18 protein-coding genes are annotated in these 17,637 nt (G+C 70.9%); 14 read left to right on the plus strand and 4 right to left on the minus strand.

Annotated elements, in window-relative coordinates:
- The 13 genes from STRTU_RS07325 to STRTU_RS07380 all read left to right on the plus strand — a co-directional run bounded on the left by STRTU_RS07325 (nucleotide 1) and on the right by STRTU_RS07380 (nucleotide 11,366).
- Nucleotides 1-699 (plus strand): class F sortase, encoded by a 699-nt coding sequence (locus STRTU_RS07325; protein WP_159742798.1) that lies wholly within the window; start codon nucleotides 1-3, stop codon nucleotides 697-699.
- A gap of 287 nt (nucleotides 700-986) precedes the next feature.
- Entirely contained in the window at nucleotides 987-1,586 is a 600-nt protein-coding gene (locus STRTU_RS07330) for a GNAT family N-acetyltransferase (protein WP_159742799.1), read from the plus strand.
- Between the two features lie 92 nt (nucleotides 1,587-1,678).
- Nucleotides 1,679-1,762 carry a putative leader peptide gene (locus STRTU_RS36130; protein ID WP_350257049.1) on the plus strand — a complete coding sequence of 28 codons (84 nt, stop codon included), beginning with the start codon at nucleotides 1,679-1,681 and terminating at the stop codon, nucleotides 1,760-1,762.
- A gap of 212 nt (nucleotides 1,763-1,974) precedes the next feature.
- Nucleotides 1,975-3,672, plus strand: coding sequence for a nitrite/sulfite reductase (locus STRTU_RS07335; RefSeq protein ID WP_159742800.1), 1,698 nt, complete (start codon nucleotides 1,975-1,977; stop codon nucleotides 3,670-3,672).
- Between the two features lie 115 nt (nucleotides 3,673-3,787).
- Complete coding sequence (locus STRTU_RS07340) at nucleotides 3,788-3,991, plus strand: hypothetical protein (protein ID WP_159742801.1); 204 nt, start codon at nucleotides 3,788-3,790, stop codon at nucleotides 3,989-3,991.
- Nucleotides 3,988-4,680, plus strand: a complete 693-nt coding sequence (locus tag STRTU_RS07345) for a phosphoadenylyl-sulfate reductase (protein ID WP_159742802.1) — start codon at nucleotides 3,988-3,990, stop codon at nucleotides 4,678-4,680. Before STRTU_RS07340 ends, STRTU_RS07345 begins: the two co-directional genes overlap by 4 nt.
- 20 nt (nucleotides 4,681-4,700) lie before the next feature.
- A complete protein-coding gene (gene cysC / locus STRTU_RS07350) occupies nucleotides 4,701-5,234 on the plus strand; it encodes an adenylyl-sulfate kinase (RefSeq protein ID WP_159746758.1) in 534 nt (177 codons plus the stop codon).
- On the plus strand, nucleotides 5,231-6,166 hold the full coding sequence (cysD, locus tag STRTU_RS07355; protein WP_159742803.1) for a sulfate adenylyltransferase subunit CysD: 936 nt from the start codon (nucleotides 5,231-5,233) through the stop codon (nucleotides 6,164-6,166). The genes cysC and cysD overlap by 4 nt, the downstream gene beginning before the upstream one ends.
- Before the next feature lie 2 nt (nucleotides 6,167-6,168).
- The gene (locus STRTU_RS07360) at nucleotides 6,169-7,524 is read left to right on the plus strand and encodes a sulfate adenylyltransferase subunit 1 (RefSeq protein ID WP_159742804.1); all 1,356 of its coding nucleotides are present in this window, start codon (nucleotides 6,169-6,171) and stop codon (nucleotides 7,522-7,524) included.
- A gap of 214 nt (nucleotides 7,525-7,738) precedes the next feature.
- Nucleotides 7,739-8,848 carry an aliphatic sulfonate ABC transporter substrate-binding protein gene (locus tag STRTU_RS07365; protein WP_159742805.1) on the plus strand — a complete coding sequence of 370 codons (1,110 nt, stop codon included), beginning with the start codon at nucleotides 7,739-7,741 and terminating at the stop codon, nucleotides 8,846-8,848.
- A gap of 39 nt (nucleotides 8,849-8,887) precedes the next feature.
- Nucleotides 8,888-9,694, plus strand: a complete 807-nt coding sequence (locus STRTU_RS07370) for an ABC transporter ATP-binding protein (protein WP_174878825.1) — start codon at nucleotides 8,888-8,890, stop codon at nucleotides 9,692-9,694.
- On the plus strand, nucleotides 9,681-10,592 hold the full coding sequence (locus tag STRTU_RS07375; RefSeq protein WP_159742807.1) for an ABC transporter permease: 912 nt from the start codon (nucleotides 9,681-9,683) through the stop codon (nucleotides 10,590-10,592). Before STRTU_RS07370 ends, STRTU_RS07375 begins: the two co-directional genes overlap by 14 nt.
- A gap of 3 nt (nucleotides 10,593-10,595) precedes the next feature.
- On the plus strand, nucleotides 10,596-11,366 hold the full coding sequence (locus STRTU_RS07380; protein ID WP_159742808.1) for a sirohydrochlorin chelatase: 771 nt from the start codon (nucleotides 10,596-10,598) through the stop codon (nucleotides 11,364-11,366).
- A gap of 22 nt (nucleotides 11,367-11,388) precedes the next feature.
- On the opposite strand, the gene STRTU_RS07385 is transcribed toward STRTU_RS07380, so the two are convergent.
- From STRTU_RS07385 to STRTU_RS07400, 4 genes are all read right to left on the minus strand, one after another.
- Entirely contained in the window at nucleotides 11,389-13,050 is a 1,662-nt protein-coding gene (locus tag STRTU_RS07385; RefSeq protein ID WP_159742809.1) for a glycoside hydrolase family 13 protein, read from the minus strand.
- A gap of 97 nt (nucleotides 13,051-13,147) precedes the next feature.
- Nucleotides 13,148-13,996 carry a carbohydrate ABC transporter permease gene (locus STRTU_RS07390; protein ID WP_159742810.1) on the minus strand — a complete coding sequence of 283 codons (849 nt, stop codon included), beginning with the start codon at nucleotides 13,994-13,996 and terminating at the stop codon, nucleotides 13,148-13,150.
- On the minus strand, nucleotides 13,993-15,018 hold the full coding sequence (locus STRTU_RS07395; protein WP_174878826.1) for a carbohydrate ABC transporter permease: 1,026 nt from the start codon (nucleotides 15,016-15,018) through the stop codon (nucleotides 13,993-13,995). Before STRTU_RS07395 ends, STRTU_RS07390 begins: the two co-directional genes overlap by 4 nt.
- 5 nt (nucleotides 15,019-15,023) lie before the next feature.
- Nucleotides 15,024-16,349: an extracellular solute-binding protein gene (locus tag STRTU_RS07400; protein ID WP_159742811.1), complete on the minus strand. Its 1,326-nt coding sequence runs from the start codon at nucleotides 16,347-16,349 to the stop codon at nucleotides 15,024-15,026.
- A 148-nt stretch (nucleotides 16,350-16,497) separates the two neighbouring features.
- Here STRTU_RS07400 and STRTU_RS07405 point away from each other — a divergent pair, with 148 nt between their 5' ends.
- Entirely contained in the window at nucleotides 16,498-17,562 is a 1,065-nt protein-coding gene (locus tag STRTU_RS07405) for a LacI family DNA-binding transcriptional regulator (protein WP_246240205.1), read from the plus strand.
- Nucleotides 17,563-17,637 lie beyond the last annotated feature (75 nt).

Below are 17,637 nucleotides of genomic sequence, written 5' to 3' on the forward strand. Positions count from 1 at the left end.
ATGAGCCCGCCAGGACCGCCGGACGCGGTGCCCCAGGAGCCGGCGGTCCCGCGCCGGCCCCGGTGGGGTGTGCTGGCTCTGGTCGGACTCGTCGGGCTCGGCATGGTGCGTCAGGGGCTTACCGGTGAGGCGGACGGGCCGCCGCAGCCGGGGGCCGGAGCGGCGCTCTTTCCCGGGGACCTCCCGCCGGACGGTCCCGCACCGCCGCCGCTGCCCCGTTCCGCCCCCGCCCTGGTGGCCATTCCGTCGCTCGACGTGGCGGCTCCGCTGCTGCCGCTGGGCCTCAACGGGGACGGCAGGATCGCGGCTCCGCCGGCCGAGGAACCCGGGCTGGCGGGCTGGTACGCGGATGCTCCGACCCCGGGGGAGAACGGCACCGCCGTCATCGTCGGCCATGTCGACAGCCGGAGCGGGCCCGCGGTCTTCTACGGGCTGGGCGCGCTGGAGAAGGGCCGGACGATCCGGGTGACCCGCGAGGACGGGCGGACCGCGGTTTTCGAGGTCTACGGCATCCAGGTCTTCGACAAGCGGAAGTTTCCCTCCCGGAAGGTCTACGGAACCAGGGGCCGTCCTGAGCTGCGTGTCCTGACCTGCGGCGGTGCCTACACGTCGGGCTCGGGCTACGCGGGCAATGTGGTGGTCTTCGCCCGGATGACCCGGATGACGGGGATCGGGGAGGGGGACGCGGCGAGCCGGTAGCCCCGCCGGGACGGTAGCCCCACCAGGCCGCCGGGCCGCTAGTACCACCGGGCCGCCGCAGCCCGCAGCCCGCAGCCCGCAGCCCGCAGCCGGGAGCCCTGAGCCGGGAAGCCCCGGCAAGACGGGCCACGCCCCACGAAGTGAACCGGTGTCTCACCATCCGGGACGATCCGCTGCCGCCCATCCGATGCCTTCACCTGCTGCCCGCCCTGCGCCTTCCCGTTCCCCGCGTCGCCCCGGGCCCGAACCCGCCCCACCCCCGGCCCCGGTGTGATGTGCTGGCCCCCATGAGCATCTCGGTCACCACCTGGTACCTCGAACAGACCTCGCCCGCCGACCTGGCCCCCGCCCAGGCGCCGCCGGCCGAGCAGGGCGTCCGTATCGTCCGTGCCGAGGTGCCGTCGCCCGAATTCAGCCGCTTCCTCTATACGGCGGTCGGGGGCGACATCACCTGGACCGACCGGCTGGCCTGGCCGTACGCACAGTGGGCGGAGTTCCTCGGGCGGCCGGGGGTGGAGACCTGGGTGGCCTACGAGCGCGGTACGCCCGCCGGATTCATCGAGCTGAATGCGGAGGCGGACGGCTCCGTGGAGATCAGCTACTTCGGGCTGCTGCCGGCGTTCCGGGGGCGACGGGTCGGCGGGTATCTGCTCGCGTACGGGATCGAGCGGGCCTGGGACCTGGCCGAACGGTGGCCGGGGCGGGCGCCGACCAAGCGGGTGTGGGTGCACACCTGCAGCAAGGACGGCCCGTACGCGATGGCCAACTACCAGCGGCGCGGGTTCCGGCTGTATGACACCACCGTCGACGAGGAGCCCGAGATATCCGCCCCCGGCCCCTGGCCCGGCGCGGGTCCGCTCACGTCCGGGAGCCCGGCAGGGGAGTGACCGCCGCCACACTGTCTCGGGATGCGGGACAGAGGTGTCCAAATTCTGGATGACGGTGGACTGGCCGGAGAGCGGCGTGCCACGCTTCCGTCATGTCCAGAGCTGGAATTGCCTTGGTGAGTCGGCGGCACGTCGACCTCGGCCGCATGTCCAGCGCCATTTGTCGGGCGGGCTGAGGCTGCATTCACCAGGGGCCTCCGGCCCCGGGCAGCACCCAGCAGCACCGCATTTCTCGCCGTCCCCATCGTCGCGGACGCGCCGACACCCCTTGATCCGTAGACCTCCCGACGCGTTGCCACGCGCCGCCTTTCGGTGTGTCCGCGCAGGTCATCGCGGTGTCCGGCGATCCGTCCCGATCCCTTGAGCCCGCCCAGAAGGACGTACACCCATGGCCGCCTCCTCCGAAGTCCCCGCAGATGCCACGACCCGCCGCAAGGCCGGACGCCACCGCGGTGAGGGCCAGTGGGCCGTTGGCCACTTCACGCCCCTGAACGGCAATGAGCAGTTCAAGAAGGACGATGACGGTCTCAATGTGCGGACACGCATTGAGACGATCTACTCCAAGGCCGGTTTCGACTCGATCGACCCCAACGACCTGCGCGGGCGGATGCGTTGGTGGGGCCTGTACACCCAGCGCAAGCCCGGGATCGACGGCGGCAAGACCGCGATCCTGGAGCCGGAGGAGCTGGACGACAAGTACTTCATGCTGCGGGTCCGCATCGACGGCGGACGGCTGACCACCGACCAGCTGCGGGTGATCGGCGAGATCTCGCAGGAGTTCGCCCGTGGCACCGCGGACATCACCGACCGGCAGAACGTCCAGTACCACTGGATCCGTATCGAGGACGTCCCGGAGATCTGGCAGCGGCTGGAAGCGGTCGGCCTGTCCACCACCGAGGCGTGCGGTGACACCCCGCGCGTGATCCTCGGCTCCCCGGTGGCCGGTATCGCCGAGAACGAGATCATCGACGGCACGCCGGTCATCGAGGAGATCCAGCGCCGGATCATCGGCAACCCGGAGTTCTCCAACCTGCCGCGCAAGTTCAAGTCCGCGGTCTCCGGTTCGCCCCTGCTGGACGTCGCGCACGAGATCAACGACATCTCCTTCGTCGGTGTCGAACACCCCGAGCACGGCCCCGGCTTCGATGTGTGGGTCGGCGGCGGGCTCTCCACCAACCCCAAGCTCGGTGTCCGGCTGGGCGCCTGGGTCTCCCGTGACGAGGCCGCCGATGTCTACGAAGGCGTCATCTCGATCTTCCGCGACTACGGCTACCGCCGGCTGCGCACCCGCGCCCGGCTGAAGTTCCTGGTCGCCGACTGGGGCCCGGAGAAGTTCCGTCAGGTGCTGGAGGACGAGTACCTCCACCGCAAGCTCACCGACGGCCCCGCGCCGGCCCAGCCCGACCAGCGGTGGCGCGACCACGTCGGCGTGCACAAGCAGAACGACGGCCGCTACTACGTGGGCTTCGCCCCGCGCGTGGGCCGGGTGGACGGCGCCACCCTCACCAAGATCGCCGAACTGGCGGCGGAGCACGGCTCGGGCCGGCTGCGCACCACGGCCGAGCAGAAGATGATCGTGCTGGACATCGACGAGTCGCAGGTGAACTCGCTGGTCTCCGGCCTGGAGGCGCTCGACCTCCGGGTCCAGCCGTCCCCGTTCCGGCGCGGCACGATGGCCTGCACCGGTATCGAGTTCTGCAAGCTGGCGATCGTCGAGACGAAGGGCCGCGGTGCCTCGCTGATCGACGAGCTGGAGCGCCGGCTGCCGGAGTTCGACGAGCCGGTCACCATCAACGTCAACGGCTGCCCGAACGCCTGCGCCCGTATCCAGGTCGCGGACATCGGCCTCAAGGGCCAGCTGGTCCTGGACGACGACGGCAACCAGGTCGAGGGCTACCAGGTGCACCTGGGCGGCGCGCTGGGTCTGGAGGCCGGTTTCGGCCGCAAGGTCCGCGGTCTGAAGGTCACCGCCGATGAACTGCCGGACTACGTCGAGCGGGTGCTGCGCAACTTCGACGCGCAGCGCGAGGAGGGCGAGCGGTTCGCCACCTGGGCGGCGCGTGCGGAAGAGGGTGCGCTGAAGTGAGCGAGCCTCGGCGCGCTGCGCCGGCTGGACTGAGGAGCCGCGCAGTGACGAAGGAACGAGCAGTGACGAGGGAAGCCGGCGCATCCGAGCGCGCCGAGGCTGAGCGGGGGACACAGTGAGTGAGCGTGCCGCGCCGTTCTACTGCCCGTACTGCGGGGACGAGGACCTGCGGCCCTCCGAGGAGGGTTCCGCTCCCGGACAGGGCGCCGCCTGGGAATGCCGGTCCTGCAGCCGGGCGTTCCGGCTGAAGTTCCTGGGCCTGCTGGCGCCGGGCAGCACCGGACGGCCCCCTTCCGCTTCCGACGGAGGTACCCCGTGACCACCGCTACCGATCTTCCGCAACTGGCCGAGCAGGCGGGCCGGGATCTGGAGGACGCGCCCGCCCTGGAGATCCTCACCTGGGCCGCCGAGACCTTCGGTCCGCGCTTCTGCGTCACCTCCTCGATGGAGGACGCGGTCGTCGCGCATCTGGCCTCGCGGGCGTTCCCGGGGGTGGACGTGGTCTTCCTGGACACCGGCTACCACTTCCCGGAGACCCTCGGGACCCGGGACGCGGTGGCCGAGGTGATGGACGTCAACGTCATCACGCTGACGCCGCGTCAGACCGTCGCCGAGCAGGACGCCGAGCACGGTCCGAAGCTGCACGACCGCAACCCCGACCTGTGCTGTGCGCTGCGCAAGGTCAAGCCCCTCGAAGAGGGCCTGGCCGGGTACGACGCCTGGGCGACGGGGCTGCGCCGGGACGAGTCGCCGACCCGGGCGAACACCCCCGTCGTCGGCTGGGACCCGAAGCGGCAGAAGGTGAAGGTCTCGCCGATCGCCCGCTGGACGCAGGCCGACGTGGACGCGTATGTGGCCGAGCACGGGGTGCTCACCAACCCGCTGCTGACGGACGGCTATGCCTCGGTCGGCTGCGCGCCCTGCACCCGCCGGGTGCTGGAGGGCGAGGACGCCAGGGCCGGCCGCTGGGCCGGCAGCAACAAGACCGAGTGCGGGCTGCACGGATGACCGAGCATCAGGAGATATCCATGACGGGCGCCACGATCTGGCTGACCGGTCTGCCGAGCGCGGGCAAGACGACCCTTGCGCACGAGCTGGCCGGCCGGCTGCGCGGCGAGGGCCACCGGGTCGAGGTGCTCGACGGTGACGAGATCCGTGAGTTCCTGTCCGCGGGCCTGGGCTTCAGCCGCGCGGACCGGCACACCAACGTCCAGCGCATCGGCTTCGTGGCCGAACTGCTGGCGAGCAACGGCATCAAGGCGCTGGTGCCGGTGATCGCGCCCTACACGGACAGCCGCGAGGCGGTGCGCAAGCGCCACCAGAGCGAGGGCACCCCCTACCTGGAGGTGCATGTGGCCACGCCCGTCGAGGTGTGCTCCGAGCGGGATGTGAAGGGCCTGTACGCCAAGCAGGCGGCGGGCGAGATCTCCGGGCTCACCGGCGTGGACGACCCGTACGAGGCTCCCGAGTCGCCCGATCTGCGGATCGAGTCGCACACCCAGACCGTGCAGGAGTCCGCGGCGGCGCTGCACACGCTGCTCACCGAAAGGGGACTGGCATGACCACCACCGCTGCCGTGACCGGCGATCTCGACAATCCCTACGCGCTGTCGCACCTGGACGCCCTGGAGTCCGAGGCGGTGCACATCTTCCGTGAGGTGGCGGGGGAGTTCGAGCGGCCGGTGATCCTGTTCTCCGGTGGCAAGGACTCCATCGTCATGCTGCATCTGGCACTGAAGGCGTTCGCCCCGGCCGCGGTGCCGTTCTCGCTGCTGCATGTCGACACCGGGCACAACTTCCCCGAGGTGCTCGACTACCGCGACCGCACGGTGCAGCGGCACGGGCTGCGGCTGCACGTCGCCTCGGTGCAGGACTTCATCGACCGCGGTGAGCTGCGCGAACGCCCCGACGGCACCCGTAACCCGCTGCAGACCGTCCCGCTGCTGGACGCCATCGACAAGGGCCGCTTCGACGCGGTCTTCGGCGGCGGCCGCCGGGACGAGGAGAAGGCGCGCGCCAAGGAGCGGGTGTTCTCGCTGCGCGACGAGTTCGGCGGCTGGGACCCGCGCCGGCAGCGCCCCGAGCTGTGGCAGCTCTACAACGGCAAGCACTCCCCCGGTGAGCATGTCCGGGTCTTCCCGCTGTCCAACTGGACCGAGCTGGACGTGTGGCAGTACATAGCCCGCGAGAAGATCGAGCTGCCCGCCATCTACTACGCCCACGAGCGTGAGGTCTTCGCCCGTAACGGCATGTGGCTGGCGCCCGGTGAATGGGGCGGCCCCAAGGACGGCGAGAGCCTTCAGACGCGGCAGGTGCGTTACCGCACGGTCGGCGACATGTCCTGCACCGGCGCCGTCGACTCCGACGCGGACACCATCGCGGCCGTGATCACGGAGATCGCCGCGTCCCGGCTGACCGAACGGGGCGCCACCCGGGCCGACGACAAGATGTCCGAGGCCGCCATGGAGGACCGCAAGCGCGAGGGGTACTTCTAACCATGAGCACGAAGACGAGCGCGGTCGACGCCGTTGACGCGGGTGCCACCTCGCTGCTGCGTTTCGCCACCGCCGGATCCGTCGACGACGGCAAGTCCACCCTGGTGGGCCGGCTGCTGCACGACTCCAAGTCGGTGCTGACCGACCAGCTGGAAGCCGTCGAGCACGCCTCCCGCAACCGCGGGCAGGAGACGCCCGACCTGGCGCTGCTGACCGACGGGCTGCGCGCCGAGCGCGAGCAGGGCATCACCATCGATGTCGCCTACCGCTACTTCGCCACCCCGCGCCGCCGCTTCATCCTGGCGGACACCCCCGGGCATGTGCAGTACACCCGCAACATGGTCACCGGCGCCTCCACCGCCGAACTGGCCGTGGTGCTGGTCGACGCCCGCAACGGCGTGGTCGAGCAGACCCGCCGGCACGCCGCGGTCGCCGCCCTGTTGCGCGTCCCGCATGTGGTCCTGGCCGTCAACAAGATGGACCTGGTCGACTACGAGGAGTCCGTCTTCGCCGCCATCGCCGAGGAGTTCACGACGTATGCGGCCTCGCTGGGTGTGCCGGAGATCACTGCGATCCCGATCTCGGCGCTGGCCGGTGACAACGTCGTGACGCCGTCCGCGCACATGGACTGGTACGGCGGCCCGACCGTGCTGGAGCACCTGGAGACCGTGCCCGTCGTCGCCGATCCCTCGGACGACCCCGGCCGCTTCCCGGTCCAGTACGTGATCCGTCCGCAGACCGCCGAGCACCCCGACTACCGCGGCTACGCGGGCCAGATCGCCTCCGGTGTGCTGCACGTCGGCGACGCCGTGACCGTGCTGCCCTCGGGCCGTACCAGCACCATCGAGGCGATCGACGCGCTCGGCCAGGCCGTGGACGTGGCCTGGGCACCGCAGTCGGTGACCGTCCGGCTCGCCGATGACCTGGACATCTCGCGCGGCGATCTGATCGCTCCGACGGCCACCGCGCCGGGCGTCTCGCAGGACATCGAGGCGACCGTCTGCCATGTGGCGGACCGTCCGCTGACCGTCGGCCGGCGGGTGCTGCTCAAGCACACCACCCGCACGGTCAAGGCGATCGTCAAGGACATCCCGTCCCGGCTGACCCTGGACGATCTCTCCCAGCACCCGGCGCCCGGTGAGCTGGCCGCCAACGACATCGGGCGGATCGTGCTGCGCACGGCCGAACCGCTGGCGCTGGACGCCTACGCCGACTCCCGCCGCACCGGCTCCTTCCTGCTGATCGACCCGTCCGACGGGACGACGCTGACCGCGGGCATGGCGGGCACCGCCTTCGCGGAGGCGGCCGAAGAGGCGGCGCAGGCCGATACGGCGGACGACGAGGGATGGGACTTCTGAGCATGCTCCACGACGTGTTCTCGACGTTCGCGAAGGAGGGCGGCCGCATCGGCAGCGGCGCCCTGGGGAGCGGGCAGGGCGGAGTCGGCCGATGTGTGCGCTGACGATGCTCCGCTCCGTATCCCCCACACCTCCCTTCCGAAGATCCATCGATCTGCCGGGCGTGCCGTAGTAGGCGCGTACTGACCCCGGCCCTCCGAGAGGAACGCCTCCCGTGTCTGCCGTTCGTCACCGCCTGCTGGCGGCCGCCGTCACCGTCCCGCTCCTGATAGGAGTCCTGGGCGCCTGCGGCTACGGATCCGAGGCCAAGAAGGACACCTCGGCCGGTGTCGCCCCCAAGGGGCCCAAGACCGACGGGCTCGATCACGTCACGATCGGGTACTTCGGCAACACCACACACGCGACCCCTCTGGTCGGCCTCCAGAACGGCACGTTCCAGAAGGAACTGGGCGGCACCGAGGTGAAGTCCTCGGTCTTCAACGCGGGCCCCGAGGAGATCGAGGCGCTCAACTCCGGCGCCATCGACATCGGCTGGATCGGCCCCTCCCCCGCGATCAACGGCTACGCCAAGTCGCACGGCAAGAGCCTGAAGATCATTGGCGGTTCGGCCTCCGGCGGTGTCTCGCTGGTGGCCAACCCCAAGAAGGTCAAGGGCATCGACGACCTCAAGGGCAAGACGATCGCGACGCCGCAGCTGGGCAACACCCAGGACGTCGCACTGCTCAACTACCTGGCCGAGAAGGGCTACAAGGTCGACCCCACCACCGGCAAGGGTGAGGTCACCGTCCAGCGCACCGACAACAAGGTGACGCCGACGATCTTCCAGCAGGGCGGCATCGACGCCGCGTGGGTGCCCGAGCCCACCGCTTCCAAGCTCGTCGCCGAGGGCGGCAAGACGCTGCTGGACGAGAAGAAGCTGTGGAAGGACGGGAAGTTCGTCATCACGAACATGATCGTCTCGCAGAAGTTCCTCAAGGAGCACCCGAGGGCCGTCGAGGCGGTGCTGCGTGCCTCGGTGAAGACCAACGCCTGGATCCGCTCGCACCCGGACGAGGCGAAGAAGGCCCTCAACGACAAGCTCGCCTCCCCGGACGTGGCCGGCAAGGCACTGCCGCAGAACGTCATCGACCCGGCGTTCAAGAACGTCGATGTCACCGATGACCCGCTGGCCGCGACCCTCCAGCGGGAGGCCGACCACGCCGTCAAGGCGGGCCTGCTCAAGAAGCCCGACCTCAAGGGCATCTACGACCTCACCCTGCTGAACAAGGTGCTCAAGTCCCAGGGCAAGCCGCCGGTCGACGACGCCGGACTCGGCAGCAAGTAGCCCCGCCCGCAGCACGCACTCCCCCAGGAGGTGACACCGATGACGACCACCACGCTCACCAAGCAGCAGCCCGCCACGGCGGACACGGGCAGCACCGTGCCGTACGCGGCCCGCATCGACCATGTCTCGAAGTCGTTCGGCCGCACCGGCGCACAGCAGCATGTCCTGGACGACATCAGCATCGATGTGGCGCCCGGCGAATTCGTCTGCATCCTGGGGGCCTCGGGCTGTGGCAAGTCCACCCTCCTCAACCTGGTGGCCGGCCTCGACGCGCCGTCCGCCGGCGCCATCGAGACGCCGGGCGGCCGGCCGGCCCTGATGTTCCAGGAACACGCGCTGTTCCCGTGGCTGACCGCGGGCCGCAACATCGAACTGGCGCTGCGGCTGCGCGGGGTGCCGCGCGCGGAGCGCCGCGACGAGGCCGAGCGGCTGCTGGAACTGGTCCGGCTCAAGGGCGCCCACGGCAAGCGGGTGCACGAGCTGTCGGGCGGAATGCGCCAGCGGGTCGCGATGGCCCGTGCGCTCGCCCAGGACAGTCAACTGCTGCTGATGGACGAGCCGTTCGCGGCGCTGGACGCGATCACCCGCGATGTGCTGCACGACGAGCTGACCCGTATCTGGCGCGAGACAAGCCTCTCGGTCCTCTTCGTCACCCACAACGTCCGGGAGGCCGTACGGCTCGCCGAGCGGGTGGTGCTGCTGTCCTCCCGCCCCGGCAAGATCGCCCGCGAGTGGCGGGTGGACATCCCGCAGCCGCGCCGTATCGAGGACGCGGCGGTCGCCGACCTGTCCATCGAGATCACCGAACAGCTCCGTGGGGAGATCCGCCGCCATGGCCAGCACTGAGACCAAGGACGCGTCCACCGCCACCGGGACGGACGACACCTCCGGCGATATCGCCGGTCTGGAAGCCGGGCTCGACGCCCTGGAATCCAGGGTCGTCGACCGGCAGCCGTGGCTGCGCACCGCCGCCTCGAAGGCGTTCCCGCCGCTGATCGCCATCGCGATCGTGCTCGCGCTGTGGCAGCTCGCCTACCACTTCGAGCTCAAGCCGCACTACCTGCTGCCGAGCCCGGTCGACGTCGGCCACTCGCTCCAGCAGAAGTGGCTGGAGGGCACGCTGCTGAGCTTTGTGTGGACCAGCGTCTCCCGCGGCGCCCTCGGCTTTCTGGCCTCGGTGGTCCTCGGCACGGTGCTCGGGCTGATCGTCGCCCGGGTCAAGGCCGTCCGGGCCGCGATCGGGCCGATCCTGAGCGGGCTGCAGTCGCTGCCGTCGGTCGCCTGGGTGCCGGCCGCGATCATCTGGTTCGGGCTGACCGACGCCACCATCTACACGGTGGTGCTGCTCGGCGCGGTGCCGTCCATCGCCAACGGACTGGTGGCCGGGGTCGACCAGATCTCGCCGCTCTATCTGCGGGCCGGCCGCACCATCGGCGCCACCGGCCTCGCCGGGGTACGGCATGTGCTGCTGCCGGCCGCGCTGCCGGGCTATATCGCCGGGCTCAAGCAGGGCTGGGCGTTCTCCTGGCGCTCCCTGATGGCCGCCGAACTCATCGTCAACGCGCCCGATCTGGGCACCGGTCTGGGCCAGCTGCTGGAGCAGGGCCGTGAGCTCCAGGACATGTCCTGGGTGCTGTCCGCGATCCTGCTCATCCTCATCGTCGGTATCGGTATCGAGCTGCTGATCTTCGCCCCCGTCGAACGCCGGGTTCTGCGCAGCCGCGGCCTCCTTGTGAAGAGCTGACCCATGGACACCCGCCCCACGCTTCTCGTCATCGCCCACGGCAGCCGCGACCCGCGGCATGCGGCGACCGTCTCCGCGCTCTGTGCGCGGGTCCGGGCGCTGCGACCGGGGCTGCGCGTCGAGGTCGGCTATCTCGACTTCAACGCGCCCCGGGTGCCGCGGGTGCTGGAACGCCTGGCGGCCGAGGGGAGGCGCGACGTGGTGGCGCTGCCGCTTCTCCTCACCCGGGCCTTCCACGCCAAGTCCGATATCCCGGCGGTCCTGCGGGAGGCGGCCGCGCGGCTCCCCCTGCTGACGATCCGTCAGGCCGACGTGCTGGGCCCGTCGTCCCTCCTGACCGCCGCGCTGGAGCGGCGCCTGGCGGAAGCCGGGCTGCGGCCCGGCGACCGCCGCTCGACCGGGGTCGTCCTGGCCTCGGCGGGCTCCTCCGACCCGGAGGCGAGCGCAGTGATCGCTGAAATCGCGCGGGAGTGGCGGCACACCGCTGGCTGGTGTGCCGTGCGACCTGCGTTCGCCTCCGCATCCCTTCCCCGCACCGCGGACGCCGTACGGGCGCTGCGGGCCGAGGGCGTCGAGCGGGTGGCCGTCGCCCCGTACGTCATCGCGCCCGGATTCCTCCCGGACCGGATCGCGGCCGGCGCCCGCGAGGCCCGCGCCGACCTCCTCGCCCCGGTCCTCGGCCCGGCACCCGAACTGGCCCGTCTGCTGCTGCGGCGCTACGACGGAGCCGTACTGGCGGACGCCCGCGGGGGCCTGGCGGCGCTGAGCGCCTGACAGGTCCCCGGGAGGCGGCCGTTCAGCGCTCGGTACGCAGCCAGACCGTGGTCCACGGCGGCAGTTCGTCGCCGGTGACCGGTGCGGAGCTCAGCAGCAGCTCGCCGGGAGGCAGCGGCCGTGGCGCGTCCGACAGGTTGGCCACGCACTCCCAGCCGCCCGAGCGGCGGAAGTGCAGGACGCCGAAGCCCGTCGCCGGGTCGGCCCATTCCAGCGCCTCGTCGGCCACCAGCCGGCGGCGGGTGGCCAGCGCCGTGCGGTAGAGCTCCAACGGGGCGGCGGCCACGCCCTGCTGGGCCTCGACGGACAGCGCGCCCCAGCCCTGGGGCTGCGGCAGCCAGGAGCCGCCGCTGCCGAAGCCGTACGAGCTGCCCTCGCGCCGCCACGGCAGCGGCACCCGGCAGCCGTCCCGCCCCTTCAGCGCACCGCCGCTCCGGGTCCACACCGGGTCCTGCAGGCTGTCGCGGGAGAGGTCGGCGACCTCGGGCAGGCCCAGTTCCTCGCCCTGGTAGACGTAGGCCGAGCCGGGCAGCGCCAGCATCAGCAGGGTCGCGGCCAGCGCCCGGCGCAGGCCGAACTCCCGGTCCAGGGCGGGCTCCTGGCCGTCGGAGAGCAGCCATGCCTCCTCGTCGCGGCCGTCCGGGAGGCCGTACCGGGAGGCGTGGCGGATCACATCGTGGTTGGAGAGCACCCAGGTCGCGGTGGCACCGGCCGCCCGTGCGTCGGCGAGCGCGGTGTCGATGGACTCCCGCAGCTGCGTCGCGTCCAGCGCGGCCTTGAGGAAGTCGAAGTTGAAGGCCTGGCCGAGCTCCTGCGGGGTGGCATAGGCGGTACGGCGGGAGCTGCGCACCCAGGCCTCGGCGACGGCGACCCGGGGCGGGTCGTACTCATTGAAGACCTTGCGCCACTCGCGGAAGATGTCATGGACCGCGTCCCGGTCCCAGAAGGGGTGGCTGCCGTCCTCGGGCAGGTCGCCGGGCGTGTAGCCCTCGACGGTGCCGATATCGCGGAGCGGCGCGGCCAGATCCTTCGCCAGGCCGTGCGCCACATCGACCCGGAAGCCGTCGACGCCGCGGTCGGACCAGAAGCGCAGGGTGTGCCGGAAGTCCGCGCGGACCTCGGGGCTGTCCCAGTTGAAGTCGGGCTGCTCGGGCGCGAAGAGGTGGAGGTACCACCAGCCGTCCGGCAGCCGGGTCCAGGCGGGGCCGCCGAAGCAGGAGATCCAGTCGGTGGGCGGCAGTTCACCGGTTTCGCCCTTGCCCTCGCGGAAGACATAGCGCTCCCGCGCGGCGGATCCGGGCTCGGCGCGCAGCGCCTCCTGGAACCAGACGTGCTGGTGGGAGGAGTGGTTGGGCACGATGTCCACCATCACCTTGAGGCCCAGCCGGTGTGCCTCGGCCACCATGGCGTCGAAGTCGTCGAGGGTGCCCAGCCGCGGGTCGACATCGCGGTAGTCGGCGACGTCATAGCCGCCGTCGGCCAGCTCCGAGGGGTAGAAGGGGCTCAGCCAGACGGCGTCCACACCCAACTCGGCGAGGTAGGGCAGCCGGGAGGTGATGCCGGGGAGGTCACCGATGCCGTCGCCGTCGGAGTCGGCGAAGCTGCGCGGATACACCTGGTAGACGACGGCCTGCCGCCACCAGTCGGTGGTGTCGCGGGCGGGGTCGGGGTGCGGTGAGGTCACGTGGGGGCCTTTCGGGCGGTGGTGGACGCGTGACGGTGACGGCGCTGCGCGGGTCGGGTGGGCCGAGGCGGGGGCGGGCGCCCCCTGGTGGGCGGAGTCATCCCTTGACCGCCCCTGAGGTCATGCCCGAGACGATCGAGCGGCGGAAGATCATGACCAGCACGCCGATCGGTACGGTGGCGGCCACGGCGCCCGCGAACAGCGTCCCGTAGGGGACCGTGTACTGACTGGTGAACAGGGCGATACCGACCGGAACCGTGCGGTGCCCGTCCTCGCTGTTGAAGGTCAGCGCCAGCAGGAACTCCGCCCAGGTCGCGGTGAAGGTGAAGATGCCCGCGGTGAACAGCCCCGGCCGGGCCAGCGGCGCGATGACGGTCAGCACGGTGCGCAACGGCCCGGCGCCGTCGACGGTGGCCGCCTCCTCCAGCTCCCGGGGGATACCGACCAGGTAGTTGCGCATGATCCAGAGGGCGAACGGCAGATTGAGCGCGACATAGGGCACGATCAGGCCCGCGTAGCTGTTGAGCAGCCCCAGTTGCCGCTCCAGCAGGAACAGCGGCACGACCAGCGCGATCGGCGGGAAGACGGACAGCATCAGCAGCGCGGTCATGATGGCGCCGCGGCCGCGCAGCGGGGTGCGGGCCAGGGCATACCCCGCGAAGAAGGACAGCCCCAGTACGGCGACGGTGGAAACCGAGGCCACCAGCACGCTGTTGAGCAGATAGCGGCCGATGCCGTTGCGGACGAACGCCTCGGCGTAGTTGCCGAGCGTCGCCGATTCCGGCACGAGACTCGGCGGGGCGGCGCTGATCTCACCTGGTCCCTTGAAGGACGACGCGATCATCCAGTACAGCGGCAGTGTCGACAGCACGACGATCGCCAGTCCGCCGAGGTTGACGGGGTTGAGGTACCGGCGGATGCCGGATGCCGGTGCACGGCGGCTCATGCCCGCCCTCCTTCGTCGGCCTGCGTCCGGAAGACCCGCAGGAAGAGCAGACAGCAGCCGATCACGATGACGGCGGTGGTGGTGGCCACCGCGGCGCCCCGGCCGATGTCGAGGTTCTGGAAGAGCGTTTTGTATCCGAGGATGGCGAGGGATTCGGTGGCGGTGCCCGGTCCGCCCTGGGTCAGCACGAACGGCAGGTCGAAGATGCCGAAGGCCTGGAGGATGCGGAAGAGGACGGCGATCGCCATGATCGGCCGCAGCTGCGGCAGGGTCACCTTCCAGAACGTCGTCCAGGCACCGGCACCATCGATCTCCGCCGCCTCATAGACATCCCCGGGAATCAGCATCAGCCCGGCAAGAACCACAATCGCGACAAACGGCGTGGTCTTCCATACGTCGACCACCACCATCGCGCCCATGGCGGAGGCGGGCTGCCCGAGAATGTCCGGCTGATGGCCGAGGAGCTGCTCAAAGAGCCAAGTAAGCCCACCGTAGGTGCCGTTGAAGAGATATCCCCACAACTGGGCGGCGACGACATTGATCAGCGCCCAGGGCAGCAGCAGAACCGCCAGCACCCAGCCGCGGGCGGCCCCCAGCCGTTCCAGTACGAGCGCCGCCGCGGTGCCGAGCACCAGCTCCAGGAAGACGGTGACAGCGGTGAAGCCGAAGGTGAAGACGAGCGCATGGCGCCACTCCGGGCTGCTCAGCACGGCGGCGTAGTGGTCGCCCGTCAGGGACAGGATGCGGAACCCGCCGTATTCCAGGCGGACATCGGCAAAGCTGAGCAGCAGCGAGAAGAGCACCGAGAAGACCGTCACGGTGGCGATGACGAGCAGCGCCGGTGAGGCGAAGAACCAGCCGGTGCGCGCCCGTCCGCGCCGGCTCACCCGGGCCGGGCCGCCCCCACGGGGAGCGGGCCCGGTGCGCGGTCCGGGCGGCTCCGGGTCCGGGCCCCGCGAGACGGTCGCGGCGGACGAGGAGGCCGCGGAAGAGGAGGACGAAGCAGCGGAAGAGGAGGTCACGGCATTCACAGCGCCCTGCCTTCCAGCGCGGTCCGGATATCGGCGCGGGCCGCGCGCACGGCCTGGGCGGGCGTGGCCCGGCCACCGGTCACGGCGTTGGCCTGGGTGTAGAGCGCCTTGCTGACCTGGGGGTAATACGGGGTCTGCACCGGCCGGGCGACCAGCCGCAGCTCCTTTGCCCGGGTCAGCGTCGGATCACCGACCCGGCGCGCCTCCGGCCGGGTCAGTACCTCTTCGAGTGCCGGAATCACCCCGGCGTTCTTCAACAGGATCATCTGCGCCTCCTCTCCGGCGCAGAAGCGGGCGAAGGCGACCGCCGCCCCGAGTTGACGGGAGTTGGGATTGACGAAATTGCTCCAGCCGCCGGCGCAGCTCACCCCGCGCGGACCGTCGCCGTCGAAGCCGGGGCGGGGCACGACACCGACCCGGCCGGCCACCTTCGAGGCCGAGCGGTCGGCCGCATTGCCCCAGGCGTAGGACCAGTTGCGCAGAAAGACGCCGCGGCCGCCAGTGAAGGCGTCCTGGGAGTCGGCTTCCACGTAGGTGGTGACCGTACGGGGCGTGACGCCGGTCTCCGTGAGCTCCCGCATCAGCGCGAAGGCCCGCTCCGCGCCCGACCCGTCCAGCGCCACACCGCCCGCCTTGTCCAGTACGGGCGCCTGGGCGTCGGCCAGGAACTCGGTGACATTGCAGGTCAGCGACTCCGATACGGAGGCCTGCCAGAGGAAGCCGTAGGCGGCGTCCCCGGCCCGCTGGATCCTGCGCGCCGTGCGCAGCAGCTCCTCCCAGGTGCGGGGCACCGGCAGCCCGTGCTTGGCCAGCAGGTCCTTCCGATAGAAGAGGAAGGAGCTGTCGGTGTAGAAGGGCAGCGCGTACACGGCTCCGTGGTACTCGCTGACCCGCCGCAGGGCCGCCGGATAGTCCGCCCAGAAGTCCTTGGGCAGCAGCGTCTGCACGGGCAGGGCAAGGGAGTTGGCGCCGAACTGGGCCGGCCAGGTGGTGTCACCGAGGTAGACGTCGGGGGTGGGTGCGGCCCCCGCGAGCTGGGTGGTGACCGCGGCGCGGTTGGCGTCGGTGGCACTGAGGGCGTTCGACTTCCGGACCCGGAGGTTCGGGTGGCGGCGTTCGAAGGCCCGGATGATCAGGTCGGCCACCACCGGGCCCTTCCGGGAGGGGATTTCGGGCACCCACCAGACGAGGGTGGCCGGGGTACGCGGGACGTGGGCAGCCTGGGTCAGCAGGGTGTCCAAGGGCTTGCCCGCGCAACCGCTGGTGAGCCCGGCTCCGGCGGCGAGACCGCCCGCGAGCAGGGTTCTGCGGCTCAAGGCCATGAGTGCTCCTCACGTCTTGGCTGCCATCGATGACAGCGCTTGCAGGCTAGAAGTGGCCTTGTAGCCAGGTCAACGCTTCGTGAACAACGGATTTCCTCGGGAATCTCCTGGCAACGCTGTCATCGCTCTTCTGTGCTAGCGTCCCGGCATGTCCTCAGCTCAGAGCGAGGCCACGATGGCCGATGTGGCCCAGCGGGCGGGAGTTTCGGTCTCCACCGTCTCGCGCACGCTGCGCGGACTGCCGACGGTCTCGGACACCACCCGCGCCCGTGTGGAGGCGGCGGCCCGCGAGCTCTCGTTCGCGATCACCCGCAGCGCCTCCAGCCTCGTGACCGGCCGCACCGGACGGGTCGCCGTACTCCTCCCGCATCTGGAGTCGTGGTTTCTGAGCGCGGCCCTGTCCGGTATGGCGCCCGCGCTGCGCGAGGCGGGTTTCGATCTGCTGGTCTACAGCGTGGCCGATGTGCGCGAACGGGCCGATTTCTTCGACCGGTTGCCCGCCCGCCGCAATGCCGACGCCCTCCTCGTGGTGAGCTTCGCCCTCACCCCCGCCGAGCGGGCCCGCCTGGACGATCTGGGCATGCCGCTGGTCTTCGTCAGCCAGCACGCCCAGGGTCGCCCCAGCGTCTACGTGGACGACGCGGACGGCGCGCTGCGGGGCACCCGCCATCTGATCAACCTCGGGCACCGGCGGATCGCTTTACTGCAGACATCGGACGAAACGGGCTTCGCCTGGAGCAGCAAGAACCGGCTCGCCGGATATCTGCGCGCCCTCGATGACGCGGGTCTGGAGCGGGACGACGAGCTGATCATGAGCGTCCGGGGCTGGAAGGGCAGCGGTATGGGCGCGGCGGTGGGCCGGCTGCTGAGCCTCCAGGACCCGCCGACCGCACTGTTCGCCGAGACCGACGATTTCGCGTTCCGCCTGCTGGCGGCGCTGCGGGAGGCCAACATCCCGGTCCCCGGGCGGGTTTCGGTCATGGGCTTCGACGACCATGTCATGGCCGGCGTCCTGGGCCTGACGACGCTGGCCCAGCCCGCCGCCGAGATCGGACGCACCGCCGTACGTCTGGCCCGGTCGGTGATCGACGACGCCGACGGCGCGCACCGGCGCCACATAGTGCTGCCGACGGAACTCGTGCCACGCGGGAGTACGGCGCCGCCGCCTTCTCCTGGACCGGCCCGCCCCCTGCGCGACGCCAAGCTGACCTAACTGACCTTGCTGACCGCCGCTGACTCTTCACCCGTCTCCGCTCCTCCACTGTCATAGGACTGCACCTCTCCGGTG

Source organism: Streptomyces tubercidicus (genome assembly GCF_027497495.1).
In the GTDB taxonomy this organism is placed as follows: domain Bacteria; phylum Actinomycetota; class Actinomycetes; order Streptomycetales; family Streptomycetaceae; genus Streptomyces; species Streptomyces tubercidicus.

Excerpts from the sequence above, each read along its gene's own strand:
- STRTU_RS07390 (WP_159742810.1), bottom strand. The coding sequence starts at position 13,996 with ATGAGCCGCCGTGCACCGGCATCCGGCATCCGCCGGTACCTCAACCCC.
- STRTU_RS36130 (WP_350257049.1), top strand. The coding sequence starts at position 1,679 with ATGTCCAGAGCTGGAATTGCCTTGGTGAGTCGGCGGCACGTCGACCTC.
- STRTU_RS07360 (WP_159742804.1), top strand. The coding sequence starts at position 6,169 with ATGAGCACGAAGACGAGCGCGGTCGACGCCGTTGACGCGGGTGCCACC.
- STRTU_RS07405 (WP_246240205.1), top strand. The coding sequence starts at position 16,498 with ATGTCCTCAGCTCAGAGCGAGGCCACGATGGCCGATGTGGCCCAGCGG.
- STRTU_RS07400 (WP_159742811.1), bottom strand. The coding sequence starts at position 16,349 with ATGGCCTTGAGCCGCAGAACCCTGCTCGCGGGCGGTCTCGCCGCCGGA.
- STRTU_RS07330 (WP_159742799.1), top strand. The coding sequence starts at position 987 with ATGAGCATCTCGGTCACCACCTGGTACCTCGAACAGACCTCGCCCGCC.
- cysC (WP_159746758.1), top strand. The coding sequence starts at position 4,701 with ATGACGGGCGCCACGATCTGGCTGACCGGTCTGCCGAGCGCGGGCAAG.
- STRTU_RS07325 (WP_159742798.1), top strand. The coding sequence starts at position 1 with ATGAGCCCGCCAGGACCGCCGGACGCGGTGCCCCAGGAGCCGGCGGTC.
- STRTU_RS07370 (WP_174878825.1), top strand. The coding sequence starts at position 8,888 with ATGACGACCACCACGCTCACCAAGCAGCAGCCCGCCACGGCGGACACG.
- STRTU_RS07335 (WP_159742800.1), top strand. The coding sequence starts at position 1,975 with ATGGCCGCCTCCTCCGAAGTCCCCGCAGATGCCACGACCCGCCGCAAG.
- STRTU_RS07380 (WP_159742808.1), top strand. The coding sequence starts at position 10,596 with ATGGACACCCGCCCCACGCTTCTCGTCATCGCCCACGGCAGCCGCGAC.
- cysD (WP_159742803.1), top strand. The coding sequence starts at position 5,231 with ATGACCACCACCGCTGCCGTGACCGGCGATCTCGACAATCCCTACGCG.
- STRTU_RS07375 (WP_159742807.1), top strand. The coding sequence starts at position 9,681 with ATGGCCAGCACTGAGACCAAGGACGCGTCCACCGCCACCGGGACGGAC.